This window comes from Methylocella sp. (genome assembly GCF_041905455.1).
Taxonomy (GTDB): domain Bacteria; phylum Pseudomonadota; class Alphaproteobacteria; order Rhizobiales; family Beijerinckiaceae; genus Methylocapsa.
In genome coordinates, this window is the sequence record NZ_JAYRLA010000005.1 from 142,644 (window position 1) to 159,464 (window position 16,821).

The following is a 16,821-nucleotide window of genomic DNA, read 5'->3' on the forward strand; positions in this document are numbered from 1 at the left end:
CAGGCGCTCGAGGCGCTCGACGCGGCGCTTGCGGCGAAGGCCGACGCCCCGGAGGTCTGGCTCAACCGCGGCAACGTGCTGCAGGAGCTCGACCGGCTCGAAGAGGCGGTCAAAGCCTATGACGAGGCGCTGCGGTTCAAGCCGGACTATGCGGAGGCGCTCTCCGGCCTCGGCGTCGCGCTGAAGGAGCTCGGCGACGCCGACGGCGCGCTGGCCTGCTTCGAGCGCGCCCTCGAACGCAAGCCCGATCTCCACGACGCGCGCAACAATCGGGCCGGGGCGCTGCTGCTGAAGGGGCGCCTGCGCGAAGGCTTTGCGGATTTCGAAAGCCGCTGGGACCGCGCCAACGCGCCCCCGCGCCCGCCGCTCGGCCCGGCGCCGCTGTGGTCGGGCGAGGATCTTGCGGGCAGGTCGATCCTCGTCCACGACGAGCAGGGCCTCGGCGACCTCATCCAGTTCTGCCGCTACCTGCCGCTCGTCGAGGCGCGCGGGGCTCGGGTCGATTTCGTCTGCCGGCCGACGATGCGCCGCCTTTTGTCGGGCCTTGGCCTCGCCGCGCGCTTCCTCGACGCGCCGGCGCCGGGCGCCGCTTATGACTACGCCTGCCCGCTCATGAGTCTGCCGCGCGCTTTCGGCTCGGAGCTTTCGAGCGTCCCGGCCGCACGCGCCTATCTGCGCGCCGAGCCGCAGGCGGCGGCGGCCTGGTCCGCGCGCATCGGCGCCGCCGGCTTTCGCGTCGGCGTGTGCTGGCGCGGCAACGGCGCCGTCAACCTGAAGCGCGGCTTCCCGCCCGCGGCGCTGGCGCCGCTCGCCGCGATCGAGGGCGCGCGGCTGATCTCCCTCATGCGCGGCGAGGACGCGCTCGAAGCGCAGCCTTGCGGCGCTTTCGCGATCGAGCGCCTCGGCGCCGACTACGACGCCGGGCCCGACGCGTTCATCGACTGCGCCGCGGCGATGGAGTCCTGCGACCTGATCGTGACCTCCGACACGGCGATCGCCCATCTCGCCGGCGCGCTCGGGCGGCCCGCCTTCCTCGCGCTGCGCCAGGCCGCCGACTGGCGCTGGCTCGAACGCCGCGCCGACTCGCCCTGGTATCCGACCATGCGTCTGTTTCGCCAGACGCGGCGCGACGACTGGGCGCCCGTCTTCGAGGAGATCGCCGCGGCGGCGGCGCCCCTCGCGCACGAGAAGCTGCGCGCGTCGGGCCGGCCGCCGGAGCCGCTGCTCATCCCCGCCGGCGTCGGCGAGCTCATCGACAAGATCGTCATCCTCGAGATCAAGGAGGCGAAAGCCGCCGACGCCGGCGCGGACGCGGGCAAGCTCGCGAACGTGCGCCGCGAGCTCGCGCTGCTGCGCCGTCTGCGCGCCGAGCGCGGCTTTGCGGGCGCCGGGCTCGGCGCGCTCGAGGCGGAGCTAAGGCGCGCGAACGCGGCGTTGTGGGAGGTCGAGGACGAGCTGCGCGCCTGTGAGCGCGAAGGCCGCTTCGACGCGCGCTTCGTCGCGCTCGCGCGGCGCGTCTACGCAACCAACGACGAGCGCGCGGCGCTGAAGCGCGCGATCAACGTGATGTTCGATTCGGCCATCGTCGAGGAGAAGCATTTCGGCGGCGCGTGAAGCGTCCGCGGAATAATATTACGAAAGAACTTTCACCGCGCCGCTTCGCCGGCGCGCCAAAGTTCAGTTCAAGTCGAACGTCCGACGGCCGGAGCGCGTTGCTCGCGCGGCGCAGCAAAGCTTGCGGAACTTCCGCGCGCCTGCAGCATTGCTGAAGCAATCTCCGAACGAAAGGACTCTCGATGCGCATCGCGCTCGTCGCCCCGCTCGCCGAAGCCGTGCCTCCGAAACTGTACGGCGGCACGGAGCGCGTCGTTTCGTGGCTCGCGGAAGAACTGGTCCGGCAGAACCACGACGTCACGCTTTTCGCGAGCGCCGAGTCGCGCACGCGCGCCGAGCTCGTCCCCTGCGCGCCGCGGAGCCTGCGCCTCGCCGGCGTCAAGGATCACGTCGGCAGCACGCTCGCCATGCTGCGCAAGGTGCGCCGGCGCGCCGACGATTTCGACGTCATCCACTTCCACATCGACCTCCTGCCCAACGCGATGTTCCAGGACATCGCGCATAAATGCCTGACGACGCTGCACGGGCGCCTCGACCTGCCCGACGCGATGCCGCTCTACGAGGCCTATCCCGAGATGCCGCTCGTCTCGATCTCGAACGCGCAGCGCAGGCCGATGCCGAAATCGGCCAACTGGCTGGCGACGATCGGCCACGGCCTGCCGGCGAACGTATGCCCGTTCAATCCCGAGGGCGGCGACTATCTCGCCTTCCTCGGCCGCATCTCGCGGGAGAAGCGTCCCGACCGCGCGATCGAGATCGCCAAGCGCGCCGGCGTGAAGCTGAAGATCGCCGCCAAGGTCGACGCCGCCGACCACGATTACTTCAAATCGACGATCGAACCCCTGCTCGATCATCCGCTCGTCGAATTCATCGGCGAGATCGACGAGCGTCAGAAATGCGGCTTTCTCGGCGGCGCGCAGGCGCTGCTCTTCCCGATCGACTGGCCCGAGCCGTTCGGCCTCGTGATGATCGAGGCGATGTCGGCCGGAACGCCGGTGATCGCCTGGCGCAACGGCTCCGTCCCCGAAGTGATGACCGACGGCGTCACCGGCGCGATCGTCTCCTCGATGGACGAGGCGGTCGCGGCGGTCGCGGCCGTCTCGCGGCTCGACCGCGCGCGGGTCCGCGCCGAATTCGAGCGCCGCTTCACCGTCGCGACGATGGCCAGGGCCTATGTCGGCGCCTATCGCACGCTGCTCGCTCGCCGCCCCCCGCTCGCCGCGCCGGGCGCAGAGCGCGCAGGCCCGCCGATCGGCCCGACGCCGCCCTTTCCGCCCGACGCGTTGGGCGAGCCGTCCGCGGCCGCCCTGTTCTAGCGTTGCGCGGCCTCACGGACCGGCGGCGGAGGCGTCCCGCTCTCCGCCGCCCTTAGTCATGCGCGAAGGAGCGGCGCCTTGACCGAACATGCGCGACACGTCGAATCCGCCTATGAGGCGGCGATCGAGCTGCCCGAACATTACATCGAGACCGCGACCTCGCTCGTCCAGAGCGAGCTGCGCGTCCTGAAGCACGGCGACGCCTTCGCCGTCTTCGACGAGTTCGGCGACATCGGCGTCGCCGGCGCGTCGGCCCAGGGCCTCTATTTCAACGACACCCGCCATCTCTCGAGCCTGCAACTCCTGATCGAAGGGATGCGGCCGCTGCTGTTGGGCTCGGTCGTCCAGGACGACAACGTCGCCCTCTCCGTCGACCTCGCCAACCCCGACGTGTCGGTCGAGGGCGCGATCGTGCTGCCGCGCGACAGCGTGTTCATCGAGCGCACCGCCTTCCTGTGGCGCGGCGCGCTCTACCAGCGCATCGGCTTCCGCAATTTCGAGGGCGCGCGCCGCCAGTTCCGCATCGACATCCGCTACGGCGCCGACTTCCGCGACCTGTTCGAGGTGCGCGGCGCGACCCGCGCGCGGCGCGGGCGGCTGTTGCGCAAGCGCGCCCCGTCCGAAATCTCCTTCGTCTATGAGGGCCTCGACCAGATCGCGCGCGAGAGCGTCCTGCGCTTCCAGCCGCAGCCTGCCGCGCTCGACGGCGGGCAGGCCTCCTTCGCCGTCGATCTTGGCCCCTTCGAGCGCAGCTCCATCTTCGTCAGCGTCGGCTGCGGCGGGGGCGCGCCGCCCGAGATCTCGGATTTCCAGCGCGCTTTGCGCGACCGGCGGCGCGCGATCAGGGCCAAGACGGCGGCGATCGCGACCGTCGAGTCCTCGAACGACCTGTTCAACGAGATGTGCCGGCGCTCGACCGCCGATCTCTACATGCTGATGTCGCGCACGCCGCACGGCCTCTACCCTTACGCCGGCATTCCCTGGTACTCGACGCCGTTCGGCCGCGACGGGATCATCACCGCGATGATGATGCTGTGGCTCGACCCGGCCGTGGCGCGCGGCGTGCTGTCCTATCTCGCGGCGACCCAGGCCCAGGGTTTCGACCCAGAGGCGGACGCCGAGCCGGGCAAGATCCTGCATGAGACGCGCGCCGGCGAGATGGCCCGGCTAGGCGAGGTGCCGTTCCGGCTCTACTATGGCGCGGTCGACGCGACGCCGCTCTTCGTCATGCTGGCCGGCATGTATTTCGAGCGCACGGGCGACCTCGCCTTCATCCGTTCGATCTGGCCGAACGTCCGCGCGGCGCTCGCCTGGATCGACGAGTTCGGCGACCGCGACGGCGACGGCTTCGTCGAATATCGGCGCGAGACCGAACGCGGCCTCGCCAATCAGGGCTGGAAGGATTCGCACGATTCGATCTTCCACGCCGACGGCGCCCTCGCGGAAGGGCCGATCGCCCTGTGCGAGGTGCAGGCCTATGTCTACGGCGCCAAGACGCGCGCCGCCGACCTCGCCTCGGCGCTCGGCGACGACGCCGGCGCCGAGCGCCTGCGCGGCGAGGCGCGGACGCTGCGCGAGGCCTTCGAGGCGCGCTTCTGGCAGGAGGACCTCGGGCTTTACGCGCTCGCGCTCGACGGCGTGAAGAAACCTTGCCGCGTGCGCGCCTCGAACGCCGGCCACGCGCTGTTCGCCGGGATCGCGACGCCCGAACGGGCGCAGACAGTGGCGCGCACGCTGCTCGGACGCAGCTTCTTCAGCGGCTGGGGGATCCGCACGCTCGCCGCCGGGGAGACGCGCTACAACCCGATCTCCTACCACAACGGCTCGGTCTGGCCGCACGACAATGCGCTCATCGCGCTGGGCTTTTCGCGCTACGGCCTCGGGCGCGAGGCGGCGCAGGTGTTCTCGGCGATGTTCGAGGCGGGAACGTATCAGGACCTGCGCCGCCTGCCGGAGCTGTTCTGCGGCTTCAGCCGCAAGCCGCACCGCGGGCCGACGGCCTATCCCGTCGCCTGCGCGCCGCAGGCCTGGGCGGCGGCGACGCCGTTCGCCCTGCTGCAGGCGACGCTCGGGCTGCGCCTCAGCTGCGAGGAGCGCTCCGCGCGCTTCGTCGATCCGCTGATGCCGGAGTTCCTCGACTGGGTGACGCTGACCCGGGTCACGGTGGGCGACGCGCAAGCGAAGGTGTGCGCGCACCGGCGCGACGACGACGTCACCTTGAGCCTTCTCGAGCGCAAGGGCGAGCTCAAGGTCATGCTGCTCAAATAGCGCGTCGCCGCGCGCAAGCAAAAAGGCGCATGGAAGTCGCCTTCCATGCGCCCTTGCGCGTCAGGATCAAGGCTTGAGCCCCCGCCCGGCCGATCCTTCGCGAAACCGTAAGCGCCGACCTCAGTATTTGGCGACGACCGGCGCGACAGGCGCCGCCGGACCGCCGAAGCGGAAGGTCACGCCGCCGCCGACCAGCCAGGGGCTGATGTTGGCGCGGCCGAGGATCGAGACGGTTCCCGGCGCGACGGTGGCGGTCACGCGCGGGTTCATCATGATCTTCTTGACGTCGAAATTGACGCCCCACTGGTCGTTGATCATGTAATCGAAGCCGACCTGGCCGGCGATGCCCCAGGAGTCGCCGATCGACACCGTGTTGAGGATCACGTAGTCGGGCTGCTGCGAGAAATAATGCGTGTAGTTGACGCCGATGCCGACGTAGGGCTGGAAGGCGCCGAAATTCGTCCAGTGATACTGCAGCAGCACGGTCGGCGGGAACAGCCAGCTCGAGCCAACCTTCTGTCCGTCGAGCGCGCCGCCGGACAGGTAGAGGTTATGCTTGGTCACGCAGCAGATCGCCTCGATGGCGAAGTTCGGCGTGAAGAAATAGCTGAGGTCGATCTCCGGGATCACCTGATTCGAGGCGCTGAAGCCGTTCGAGACGAAGGCGCCGGCGGGAACCGTGCTGAGCGAGCCGCCGCTCTCGGGCAGCACGCCGACCGCACGCAGGCGGATCTGGAACGGATGGAACGGCGCCGGCGGGGGAGCGGTCTCGATGGCGGCGGGCGGCGGCAGGTCGGCGGCGGAGGCGACCCCCGCAAGTCCGCCCAGCGTCAGCGCGGCCAGCGCGCCGCGAAGGAACCTTTTCATAACATCCCCCAGATAAGTGTCGGTCGGCCCGGCCCCGACCGGAGCGGCTCATGGCGCGACCATGACGCCGTTGGGAATACTTAAATTTGACTTGGATCAATTTGCCAGAGGGTCCGGCGCGTTCGCGCGGGCTTGTTGCAAAGCTGCAACGAGGCCGCTGGCCGGGCGCGCCGGCCTTTCGCAAAAGGCCCGACAAGTCTTCGGGCGCCGCCGCAAATCCGTTTCGCTCTCGCGCCGCTTGATCTATGGTCCGGCCATGACAGCCGCCGCCGACGCGCTCACGGACAGGACGGGGCCGCGCGACCGGCGCGCGGCCGCGCTGGTCGACGCGCTCAAGGGCCGCTCGATCGTGCTCGTCGGCTTCATGGGCTGCGGCAAGTCGTCGTCCGGGCGCCGCCTCGCGCAGCGGCTCGGCCTGCCGTTCGTCGACGCCGACGTCGAAATCGAGGCGGCCGCCGGCATGACCATCTCGGAAATCTTCGCCAAGCATGGCGAGGCCTTCTTCCGCGACGGCGAGCGGCGCGTCGTGGCCCGCCTGCTCGAGGACGGGCCCCGCGTCGTCGCGACGGGCGGCGGCGCCTTCCTCAACGAGGGCACGCGCGCCCGCATCCGCGCGAGCGGCCTCTCGGTCTGGCTGAAGGCCGAGCCCGACGTGCTCTGGCGGCGCGTGCGCAAGCGCTCACACCGGCCGCTGCTGCAGGGGCCGGACGCCGAAAAGACCATGCGCGCCCTGATCGCCGAGCGCTATCCGCATTACGCGAAAGCCGACCTCACCGTCGTCTCGCGCGACGGGCCGCATGAGACGGCCGTCGAGGAGATCGTGTCGGCGATCGAGTTCCACCTGCGCTTCTCGCCCGACCCCGTCCCCTTCGGCGCCGAGCCCGACGGGCCCGCGGGCGAAGCCGCCGCCGCAAGAACGAGCGAAATGACGCGAACGACCGAAGACATCTCCTCCGCCAGCGTGCGCGTCGACCTCGGCGCGCGCTCCTACGACATCCTGATCGGGCGCGGCCTCATCGACGAGGCCGGCGCCTGCCTCGCCCGCCTCGCGCCCGGCGCCGCCTGCGCGGTCGTCACCGACGAGAACGTCGCCGCCGCGCATCTGCCGCGGCTCGAGCGCTCGCTCGGGCGGGCAGGCGTGCGTCACGCCATGATCGTCGTCCCCGCGGGCGAGGGGTCGAAGTCCTACGCCGTCTTCGAGCGGGTCTGCGACGAGGTCCTCGCCGCCAGGCTAGAGCGGGGCGACTTCGTCGTCGCGCTCGGCGGCGGCGTCGTCGGCGACCTCGCCGGCTTCGTCGCCGCGAGCGTGCGGCGCGGCATGGGCTTCGCGCAGATCCCGACCAGCCTGCTCGCGCAGGTCGACTCCTCCGTCGGCGGCAAGACCGGAATCAATTCGCGCCACGGCAAGAATCTCGTCGGCGCCTTCCATCAGCCCTCGCTCGTGCTCGCCGACGCCGACGCGCTCGAAACCCTGTCCGAGCGCGAATTCCGCGCCGGCTACGCCGAGGTCGTCAAATACGGCCTCATCAACGACGCGCCATTCTTCGCCTGGCTCGAGGAAAACTGGCGCGAGGTCTTCTCGGGCGGCCCGGCGCGCGTGCGGGCCATAGCGACGAGCTGCCGGGCGAAGGCGGCGATCGTCGGCCGCGACGAGCGCGAAAGCGGCGAGCGGGCGCTGCTCAATCTCGGCCACACCTTCGGCCACGCGCTCGAACGCCTCAACCATTATGACGGCGCGCGGCTCGTGCACGGCGAGGGCGTCGCCATCGGCATGGCGCTCGCCTTCCGCTTCTCCGTCGCGCTCGGCCTCTGCCCCGCCGCCGACGCCGCGCGCGTCGCCGCGCATCTTGCGGCCGTCGGCCTGCCGACGCGCGTCGCCGAAATCGACGGCCTCGCCGTCGACGCGGGGGCGATGCTCGAGGCGATGGCGCAGGACAAGAAGGTCGAGCGCGGCCAGCTCACCTTCGTGCTGGCGCGCGCCGTCGGCGACTGCCACGTCGCCAAGGGCGTCGACGCCTCCGCGGCGCGCGCCTTCCTGGAGCGCGAGCTCGCGGCCTGAGCGCCGTTAATCCTGTTTCGCGGGCGCCTCGCCCGCCCTTCGAGGCGAAGAGAGTCCCTTTGGCCGAAAATGACGCCGAGGCGGCCGCGAGCCTGCACTTCCGCGTCGCGCCGCAGGACGAAGGCGAAAGGCTCGACCGCGCGCTCGCGCTGGCGGCTTCGAACGCCGGCCTCACGCTGTCGCGCTCGCGCGCCAAGGCGCTGATCGAGGCGGGAGCGGCGCGCGTCGACGGCGCGTCCGGAACGCCGAGCCAGAGCCTTCGCGCCGGACAGATCGTCGCGCTCGCGCTGCCCGAGCCGGAGCCGGCCGAGCCGCTGCCCGAGGCGATCCCGCTCGACGTCCTTTATGAAGACGCCCATCTCCTCGTGCTCGACAAGCCGGCCGGCCTCGTCGTCCATCCCGGCGCGGGCCACGGCGCCGGCACGCTCGTCAACGCCCTGCTCGCCCATTGCGGCGAGAGCCTGTCCGGCGTCGGCGGCGTCAGGCGGCCGGGCATCGTGCACCGGCTCGACAAGGACACCTCCGGCCTCATGGTGGTCGCCAAGACCGACCTCGCGCATCAGGGGCTCGCCCGCCTCTTCGCCGACCACGGCCGCACGCTCCGGCTCGAGCGCGAATATGTCGCCTACGTCTGGGGCAGGCCCGCCCGCGCCGCGGGCGTCGTCGACGCTCCGCTCGCCCGCCACGCCGCCGCGCGCGAAAAAATCGCTATAGTCGCCGAGGGCGCCGGCCGGCGGGCGGTGACCCACTGGCGGCTCGAGGAGGCGCTGGGCCGCGAGGCGAGCGCCGTCCGCTGCCGGCTGGAGACCGGGCGCACGCACCAGATCCGCGTGCATATGGCGAGCCTGAAGCTGCCGCTGCTCGGCGATCCCGTCTACGGTCAGTCGCTGCGCAGCAAGGCCGGCAAGCTCGGGCCGCGGGCGCGGGCGGCGCTGGAGGCGCTGGGGCGCCAGGCGCTGCATGCGCGCGCGCTCGGCTTCGACCACCCCGTCACCGGCGAGAAGCTCGATTTCTCGCGCGATCCGCCGCAGGACATGCTGGCGCTCGCCGCCGCGCTGCGCGACGACTCCTGACCGACGCGGCGGGCAAGGCCGGCGCAAGCGCGCCGCGGGAAACCTTTTCGCCCTCTCTCGCGAAAAGGACGCCGTCGAGTTTTCACGCAGCGTTTACTTGGCGCCGCCGGGCCGCACGCAGAGCCGCCCGGGAAAAATCGCCGGAGACATGCAACCGAACGTCAGGTTTCGACGTATAGCTGCATGATGGGGGGCTTTCGGCGGAATGTTTTCTGCGCGCGCCGACGCGCGCCGGCGCCGATGTTGCGAAAATGTAATGCGGCGCAGCATCTGCCGGCCCTTTTAGCCCTGATTCAGGCGCCCTATATTCGAGAACCGCGCGTCGGCTCGTCTTGAGCGTCGCGCGGGCGGCCCGCCGAGCGCGGGGGTCCGACCGGAGGGACAAGATGAGCGCAGCGCTGCCGATGATCTCGGGCGAGAGTGGCCTCGCCCGCTATCTGAATGAAATCAGGCGGTTCCCGATGCTGGAGCCGCAAGAGGAATATATGCTGGCCAAGCGCTGGCGCGAGCACGCCGATCCCGACGCCGCGCACAAGCTCGTCACCTCCCATCTTCGTCTCGTCGCCAAGATCGCCATGGGCTATCGGGGCTATGGCCTGCCGATCGCCGAAGTCGTCTCCGAAGGCAATGTCGGCCTGATGCAGGCCGTGAAGCGCTTCGAGCCCGACAAGGGCTTTCGTCTCGCGACATACGCCATGTGGTGGATCAGGGCGTCGATTCAAGAGTATATCCTGCGCTCCTGGTCGCTCGTGAAGATGGGCACCACCGCGAGCCAGAAGAAGCTCTTCTTCAACCTGCGCAAGATGAAGGCGCAGATCTCGGCGCTCGAGGAGGGCGACCTGCGCCCCGAACACGTCGACGCCATCGCGACCAAGCTCGGCGTGCCCGCGCAGGACGTCATCGACATGAACCGCCGCATGTCCGGCGACGCCTCGCTCAACGCGCCGCTGCGCGAGGAAGGCGACGGCGAGTGGCAGGACTGGCTCGTCGACGACGGCGCGAGCCAGGAGAAGATGCTCGCCGACCGCGAGGAGACCGACAACCGCCTCGGCGCGCTGCATTCGGCGCTCGGCGTGCTCAACGACCGCGAGCGGCGCATCTTCGAGGCGCGCCGCCTGTCCGACGATCCGATGACGCTCGAGGCGCTGTCGGACGAGTTCGACATCTCGCGCGAGCGCGTGCGCCAGATCGAGGTGCGCGCCTTCGAGAAGGTGCAGACGGCGGTCAAGGCGGGCGTCGCCAAGCTCGAGGCCGCCGCCAAGATCGAGGCCGCCAAGACGCCGCAGATCGCCGGCTCCGCCGCGCCCTAGCCTGAAGCCGCGCGGCGTCCGGCCGCCGCCCGCCTTCGGAGACAGGCGATGATCGACCTTCATTACTGGACGACGCCGAACGGCCACAAGATCACGCTCTTCCTCGAGGAGGCGGGGCTTCCCTACCGGGTTCGCCCGGTCAATATCGGCGAGGGCGAGCAGTTCGACCCCGAATTCCTGAAGATTTCGCCCAACAACCGCATTCCGGCGATCGTCGACGACGCGCCGCAGGACGGCGGCGCGCCGGTCAGCGTGTTCGAATCCGGCGCCATCCTGCTTTATCTCGCCGAAAAGACCGGCCGCTTCATCGCGCCCGGCCTGCGCGGGCGCGTCGAAACGCTCGAATGGCTGTTCTGGCAGATGGGCGGCCTCGGGCCGATGGCCGGCCAGAACCACCATTTCAACAAATACGCGGCCGAGAAGATTCCCTACGCCATCGAGCGCTACGTGCGCGAGACGACGCGCCTCTACGGCGTGCTCGACCGAAGGCTCGACGGGCGCGCCTTCGTCGCGGGCGAGGACTACACCATCGCCGACATGGCGATCTATCCGTGGATCGTCCCGCATCGCGACCAGGGCCAGGATCTCGAAGCCTTCCCGAACCTCAAGCGCTGGTTCGAGGCGGTCGCCGCGCGGCCGGCGACGGTCCGAGCCTATGAAGTCGCGGCCTCGGTCAATACGGCCCCGAGCGTGAGCGACGCGCGCTCGCGCGCGATCCTGTTCGGCGGCGCGCGCGGCTAGCCGGCGCGGCCGGCTTTATTTCCGGCGCCGCCCGTCCTATAGCATCGCCCCTCATCGACATTTCGCGTCGGTCCGCTCCGAGCGGGCCGGCGTCCGCGCGTCTTCAAAGAGGCGCGGTTCAAAGAGGCGCAAGGGGCATGGCCGGACATAGCCAGTTCAAGAACATCATGCACAAGAAGGGCAAGCAGGACGCGATCCGCTCCAAGCTCTTCTCCAAGCTCGCGCGCGAAATCACCGTCGCGGCGAAGCTCGGCCTGCCCGACCCCGCCATGAACGCCCGTCTGCGCGCCGCCGTGCTCGCCGCGCGCGCGGAGAACATGCCGAAGGACAATATCGAGCGCGCCATCAAGAAGGCGTCGGCCGCCGACGGCGAGAATTATGACGAGGTGCGCTATGAGGGCTACGGCGTCGGCGGCGTCGCGGTCATCGTCGAGGCCCTGACCGACAACCGCAACCGCACGGCGGGCGAGGTGCGCTCCTATTTCACCAAGGTCGGCGGCTCGCTCGCCGAAACGGGCGCCGTCTCCTTCATGTTCGACCATGTCGGGCTGATCGAATATCCGGCCAAGGCGGCGTCCGAGGAGGCGATGCTCGAGGCGGCGATCGACGCCGGCGCCGACGACGTCCAGTCGGACGCGGAGACGCACCAGATCTTCACGGCGATGGATTCGCTGCGCGACGTGGCGCAGGCGCTCGAGGCGAAGTTCGGCGAGGCCGCGGCCGCCAAGCTCGTCTGGCGCCCGCAGAACACGATCATGTTGGACGACGAGACCGGCGAGAAGGTGCTGCGCCTCATCGGCCTGCTCGAGGACAATGACGACGTGCAGAACGTCTACGCCAATTACGAGGTCTCCGACGCGCTCGTCGCCAGGCTCGAAGGCTGATCCGGCGCGCGCCGGACGATCCTTACGGGTTGCGGCGCGCGAAGGACACGGCGTAGGCGCCGTCGCGCACGTCGACGAGCGGATCGCCCGAGGGCTCGATCCCGTCGGTCAGGGCGCCGGGCAGGAACAGCAGCTTCTTCTGGGCCTCGAGGCTGTCGGGCGAGAGCGCCTCGATCGTCAGCGTTCCGAGCGTCACGAGCTTGCGCTCCTTCGGCCAGGGCTTCGAGCCGTCGAGGATGTCGTCGCCGGGCTCGGCCAGCTGCGCCTTCAGCGTGAACGTCCCCGGGCCCTGCCTGAGGCGCGCGGCGAGGTCGTCGGCGAGGAAATCGGCCGGCTTTTGCGCGGCGTCGGCGGCTTCGAGATGGACGACCTCCTGCGGCGCGAAGACGTAGCGCGCGGCCTGGCGCGCGCCGTCCTTGTTGACGAGGATGAAGGCGTTGACGCCGTTGTATTGCTCGTGGAGATAGCTGTCGGGCGTGCGCAGCGCGCCGAGCGCCGCCGGAACGCTCGGGTGGCCCGCGACGAAAGTCTCGAGCGGCGTGGGCTTCGGCGCGTCCTTCGGGCTTGACCCGACGGCGGTCAGCAGGGCGAGGAACTCCTCGCCGGTGCGCACCGGGAAGAAGGGCAGCGAATTCGTCACCATGTCCGTCTCGCTTCCGTCGGGAAGCGTGAACTTGACGGCGAGGCCATGCGGATTGGCGTCGCCGGCGCCGTCCGGCACGGCCGGCAGGCCGGTGGCGTTGGAGAAGCGCGCGACCACCGGAATTTTCGCGCCCGAGAAGAGCGACGCGCGGGAGAGCGAGGCGGCCTCCGGCGCGCCGACGAAGGTTCCGGTCGCGACGACGCCCTTGGCGTGGTTGGCGCGGAAGCCCGCATGCTGGCCGAAGAGCTTGTTCATCGTGTCGACGAGCTTGGTCGCGACGTCCGGATCGGACGAATTGTCTTGCGCGCGGGCGGGGAAGGCGGCGAGGGCGAGCGCCGCGGCGAGCACCGGCAGGGTTTTTCTCAACGACATTGGAGCGCCTCCGTCGGCCGGCCGTTCGCCGGCCAGGCCAGAATGGAGACAGGAAACAGCGGCCGGCAAGCTAAATTTCGCCCGCCCGAAAACGTCTTATTATTTTTTCCGGCGCGCCGGCGTCAGCCGGAGACGGCGAGATAGGCGGACAGGGTCAGGATCGAGGCCGCCGTCGAGGCGAGCATGACCTTCGAGGAGAGATCGATCTCGCGGCCGTAATATTCGGCCAGCATGAAGGCCCCCGTCCCCGTCGGCAGCGCAGCCATCAGCACTGCGACGCGCGTCGCGGCTGGATCGAGCGGGAACAGGCGTGAAGCGAACAGAAAGCACAGCGCCGGCGCGGCGAGGAGCTTCAGCGCGAGAAAGGCGGCCATCGTCGCGGTCTCCCCGCGGCCGCGCGCGAGCGGACGGGACTTGGCTTCTTTCGCCCTCGGACCGGCGAAGAACAGTCCGAGCGCGACCAGCGCGCAGGGCGAAGCGGCGGCGCCGAGCAGCCTGACGGCCGCCTCGACCTCGGACGGCGGCGCAAGGCCCGCGGCGTTCAGCGCTCCGCCCGCGACCGGAGCGACGACGAGCGGATTGCGCGCCAGCGAGGACAGCACCTTGAAGACGAGGCGCCCGAGCCGCGCTCCGTCCTGCACGTCGATCTCGATGAGGACGATCGCGACGCCGAACATCAGGCAGGCGGTGAACAGCATGGCGATGATGATGAGCGGCTGGCTCTGCGGCCCGAGCGCGATCAGGCCGAGCGGCAGGCCGACGTAGCCGGTGTTGCCATAGCCGGCGCTGAGCCCGTCGAGCGAGGCGTCGGCGAGCGCGCCGCCCCGAAGGACGCGCGCGGCGACGACGGCGGCGAAGACGATCGACACGGCGAGGCCGAAGGCGCCGATGAAGTTCGGCCGCCAGATCTGCGCGGCGTGCACGTTCGCCATGACGTCGAACAGCAAGGCCGGGAGCGCGAGGAAGACGACGAAGCGGTTGAGCTCCCGCGAGGCGTGCGGCCCCAGCGCGTCGAGGCGGCGCGCGAGGAAGCCCGCGCCGATCAGGGCGAAGATCGGCGCGACGACGCCGAGAGCGCTCAACATGCGGCGCTCAACATGGCGTGTTGGACATGGCTCGTTCGGCTCTGCGCGCGCGGGCTCAGGCTGCGGGAACGGCGCGGCCGCCGGCTGCTTCCTCGCCGGCTATAGCCTGCGCCCGCGATCCCGGCGCCCGCTCCGCGGACTGTGCGTCATCTCGAGCGGGCGCTGTAGCGAATTTTCAGCGAACATGCAAATTCGCGTGTTGGCAACTTTCGTTAAAACAAGGCGTTATGGCGGGCCGATCCGCCTAGATGCCCCCGCCGTCGTGGAACTGCTCGGAGCGCACCTGCGCCTGCGAGATCATGCTTCCCGGCGGCACGGAGCGGGTCAGCCAGACATTGCCGCCGATCGAGGAGCCGGCGCCGATGGTGACGCGTCCGAGGATCGTCGCGCCGGCGTAGATGACGACGTCGTCCTCGACGACCGGATGACGCGCGCCGCCCTTGACGAGGGCCCCCTCCGCGTCGGTCTCGAAGCGCTTGGCGCCGAGGGTGACCGCCTGATAGATGCGCACGCGCTTGCCGATGATCGCCGTCTCGCCGATGACCACGCCGGTGCCGTGGTCGATGAAGAAGCTTTCGTCGATGGTCGCGCCGGGATGGATGTCGACGCCGGTCTGCGAATGGGCGATCTCGGCGATCATGCGGGCGATCAGCGGCGCGCCGAGCCGGTAGAGCTCATGGGCGATGCGATGATGCAGGATGGCGACGACGCCCGGATAGCAGATCAGCACCTCGTCGATCGAGCGCGCGGCGGGATCGCCGGCGTAGGCGGCGCGGATGTCGCTGTCGAGCAGGGCGCGGATCTTCGGCAGGGCCTTGGCCAGCGTCGCGACGAGCGGCGCCGCGTGGTCCGCGTCAGGCTCGAGCGCCGCCGCGTCCGGGTTGGCGAAGGTGAACTCCAGGCGGATCTGGCGCAGAAGCGCGCTAAGGGTGAGGTCGAGCGTGTGGCCGACGAAGAAATCGACGCCCTCATGCGTCAGCTCGCAATGGCCGAGCCGGTTCGGGAACAGGACCGCGCCGAAGCCCTCCATGACGCGGACGAGCGCCCTTCTCGACGGCAGCTTGCAGGGCGTCTCGCGGCCTTCCCTGTCGCTGGCGCGCAAATCCCGCAGGGCCGCGACGATCGGCGAAAGGCTCCAGTTCACATGATCCTGGCGAACAGGGACGATCTTCTTGAATGGGCTCATGGCGCGCTCTTTCGAATGCGGCGAAACGGGCGTTTTCGCGCTATTTAGACCTATTTCCATCGTTCTTGTAGAGTTTTTTGCGCCGCGGCGACCGGCTGCGCAAGACGTCCTCCAGCCTGCCGGCGTCAGCCCGATCGGCCGGCGGCCGCGCCCTGCGGCATGCGGTCGGCGCGCCGCAGCTCGGGAAACAGGACGGACCAGAGCCCGACGACGCCGATCGCCGCGGCGCCGCCGAGGATGGCCGACGCGCGCGCGCCGAAGAAGGAGGCGAGCACGCTCGACTCGAACTCGCCGAGCTGGTTCGAGGCGCCGATGAACACATAATTGATGGCGTTGACGCGCCCGCGCATGGCGTCCGGCGCGCCGAGCTGCACCACGCTCATCCGGATCACCATGCTCAGCATGTCGAAGCCGCCGACGAGGATCATGGCGAAGGCCGAAAGCGCGAGGCTCGCCGACAGCGCGAACAGGATCGTCGCCGCGCCATAGGCCGCGACGGATCCGAACAGGATAGGCCCGATCCTGCGCCGCAGCGGGCGGCGGGAGAGGAAAATTCCCATCGAGATGGCGCCGATCGCCGGGCAGGCGCGCAGCAGGCCGAGCCCGAGCGGGCCGGCGTTCAGAATGTCGCGCGAGAAAATCGGCAGAAGCGCCGTCACGCCGCCGAACAGCACGGCGAAGAGGTCGAGGGAGATCGCGCCGAGAAGCGTCGGATTGGCGCGCAGGAAGGAGAGGCCGCCGAGCAGCGCGGCGAGCCCCTTCTCAGGCGAAGGATCGCCCGCCTCTTCGGCGCGCGGGCGCAGGCTGAGGGCCATCGCCGCGGCGGCGAGGTTGAGCACGGCGGCGAGCGCGAACAGCGCCGTCTCGTCGAAGGCCAGCAGCGCGCCGCCGATGGCCGGCCCGACGATGATCGCCGCCTGCAGCGAGGAGGAGGTCAGCGCCACGGCGCGCGTGAGCTCGACCGGCGTCACGATGTTCGGAAGCAGCGCGGCGAGCGCCGGCAGCGCGAAGGCGCGAGCCGTCCCGACGGCGAAGATGATCAGGTAGACGAAGCCGACGCGCGGCGCGGGCGCCAGGATCGCCGCCATCAGGGCGAAGGACGCGAGGCCGAGCGCGAGCGCGCTCGCGGCGACGAGGCGGCGGCGGTCGAGCCGATCCGCCGCCGCGCCGGTCCACAGCATGAACAGGATCGACGGGACGAATTCGACGAGGCCGGCGAGCCCGAGGCTCATCGGATCGTTGGTGAGCGCGTAGAGCGACCAGCCGATCGCCACCGTCTGCATCTGCATGGAGACGATGAGCGCGAGCCGAACGCCGACGAACAGGCGCATGTCGCGCTGGCGCCAAAGCGGGATCTCGATGGTCTTCGGCGCGAAATCGTCCATCGCGGCGGTTCGGCTCCT

General features: G+C 70.1%; 13 protein-coding genes. 8 read left to right on the forward strand and 5 right to left on the reverse strand.

The genetic code is table 11. The features are described from left to right. The 3 genes from ACE3OG_RS06220 to ACE3OG_RS06230 all read left to right on the forward strand — a co-directional run. The coding region (locus ACE3OG_RS06220) for a tetratricopeptide repeat protein (protein ID WP_374306781.1) at nucleotides 1-1,614 on the forward strand (1,614 nt) is incomplete at its 5' end. Nucleotides 1,615-1,796: 182 nt separating this feature from the next. Continuing rightward, nucleotides 1,797-2,930, forward strand: a complete 1,134-nt coding sequence (locus tag ACE3OG_RS06225; protein ID WP_374306783.1) for a glycosyltransferase family 4 protein — start codon at nucleotides 1,797-1,799, stop codon at nucleotides 2,928-2,930. 78 nt (nucleotides 2,931-3,008) lie between these two features. Next, nucleotides 3,009-5,198 (forward strand): glycogen debranching N-terminal domain-containing protein, encoded by a 2,190-nt coding sequence (locus ACE3OG_RS06230; protein WP_374306785.1) that lies wholly within the window; start codon nucleotides 3,009-3,011, stop codon nucleotides 5,196-5,198. 120 nt (nucleotides 5,199-5,318) lie between these two features. Here ACE3OG_RS06230 and ACE3OG_RS06235 read toward each other — a convergent pair whose 3' ends face one another. After that, on the reverse strand, nucleotides 5,319-6,065 hold the full coding sequence (locus ACE3OG_RS06235) for an OmpW family protein (RefSeq protein WP_374306787.1): 747 nt from the start codon (nucleotides 6,063-6,065) through the stop codon (nucleotides 5,319-5,321). Nucleotides 6,066-6,321: 256 nt separating this feature from the next. Between ACE3OG_RS06235 and aroB the strand changes: the two genes are divergently transcribed. The 5 genes from aroB (at nucleotide 6,322) to ACE3OG_RS06260 (ending at nucleotide 12,132) form a co-directional block, all read left to right on the forward strand. Beyond that, on the forward strand, nucleotides 6,322-8,124 hold the full coding sequence (aroB, locus tag ACE3OG_RS06240) for a 3-dehydroquinate synthase (RefSeq protein WP_374306789.1): 1,803 nt from the start codon (nucleotides 6,322-6,324) through the stop codon (nucleotides 8,122-8,124). 59 nt (nucleotides 8,125-8,183) lie between these two features. Continuing rightward, nucleotides 8,184-9,197, forward strand: coding sequence for an RluA family pseudouridine synthase (locus tag ACE3OG_RS06245; RefSeq protein ID WP_374306791.1), 1,014 nt, complete (start codon nucleotides 8,184-8,186; stop codon nucleotides 9,195-9,197). A 386-nt stretch (nucleotides 9,198-9,583) separates the two neighbouring features. Beyond that, the gene (gene rpoH / locus ACE3OG_RS06250; RefSeq protein WP_374306793.1) at nucleotides 9,584-10,507 is read left to right on the forward strand and encodes an RNA polymerase sigma factor RpoH; all 924 of its coding nucleotides are present in this window, start codon (nucleotides 9,584-9,586) and stop codon (nucleotides 10,505-10,507) included. Between the two features lie 48 nt (nucleotides 10,508-10,555). Beyond that, nucleotides 10,556-11,248 carry a glutathione binding-like protein gene (locus ACE3OG_RS06255; protein ID WP_374306795.1) on the forward strand — a complete coding sequence of 231 codons (693 nt, stop codon included), beginning with the start codon at nucleotides 10,556-10,558 and terminating at the stop codon, nucleotides 11,246-11,248. A 137-nt stretch (nucleotides 11,249-11,385) separates the two neighbouring features. Next, nucleotides 11,386-12,132: a YebC/PmpR family DNA-binding transcriptional regulator gene (locus ACE3OG_RS06260; protein WP_374306797.1), complete on the forward strand. Its 747-nt coding sequence runs from the start codon at nucleotides 11,386-11,388 to the stop codon at nucleotides 12,130-12,132. Between the two features lie 22 nt (nucleotides 12,133-12,154). Here the strand turns inward: ACE3OG_RS06260 and ACE3OG_RS06265 are convergent, their stop codons facing one another. The 4 genes from ACE3OG_RS06265 to ACE3OG_RS06280 all read right to left on the reverse strand — a co-directional run bounded on the left by ACE3OG_RS06265 (nucleotide 12,155) and on the right by ACE3OG_RS06280 (nucleotide 16,803). Beyond that, a complete protein-coding gene (locus ACE3OG_RS06265) occupies nucleotides 12,155-13,147 on the reverse strand; it encodes a catalase family peroxidase (protein WP_374306799.1) in 993 nt (330 codons plus the stop codon). Between the two features lie 122 nt (nucleotides 13,148-13,269). Continuing rightward, entirely contained in the window at nucleotides 13,270-14,232 is a 963-nt protein-coding gene (locus tag ACE3OG_RS06270) for an AEC family transporter (protein ID WP_374306801.1), read from the reverse strand. Between the two features lie 244 nt (nucleotides 14,233-14,476). Next, a complete protein-coding gene (gene epsC / locus ACE3OG_RS06275; protein WP_374306803.1) occupies nucleotides 14,477-15,418 on the reverse strand; it encodes a serine O-acetyltransferase EpsC in 942 nt (313 codons plus the stop codon). Between the two features lie 125 nt (nucleotides 15,419-15,543). Further along, on the reverse strand, nucleotides 15,544-16,803 hold the full coding sequence (locus tag ACE3OG_RS06280; protein ID WP_374306805.1) for an MFS transporter: 1,260 nt from the start codon (nucleotides 16,801-16,803) through the stop codon (nucleotides 15,544-15,546). Between the last annotated feature and the right edge of the window lie 18 nt (nucleotides 16,804-16,821).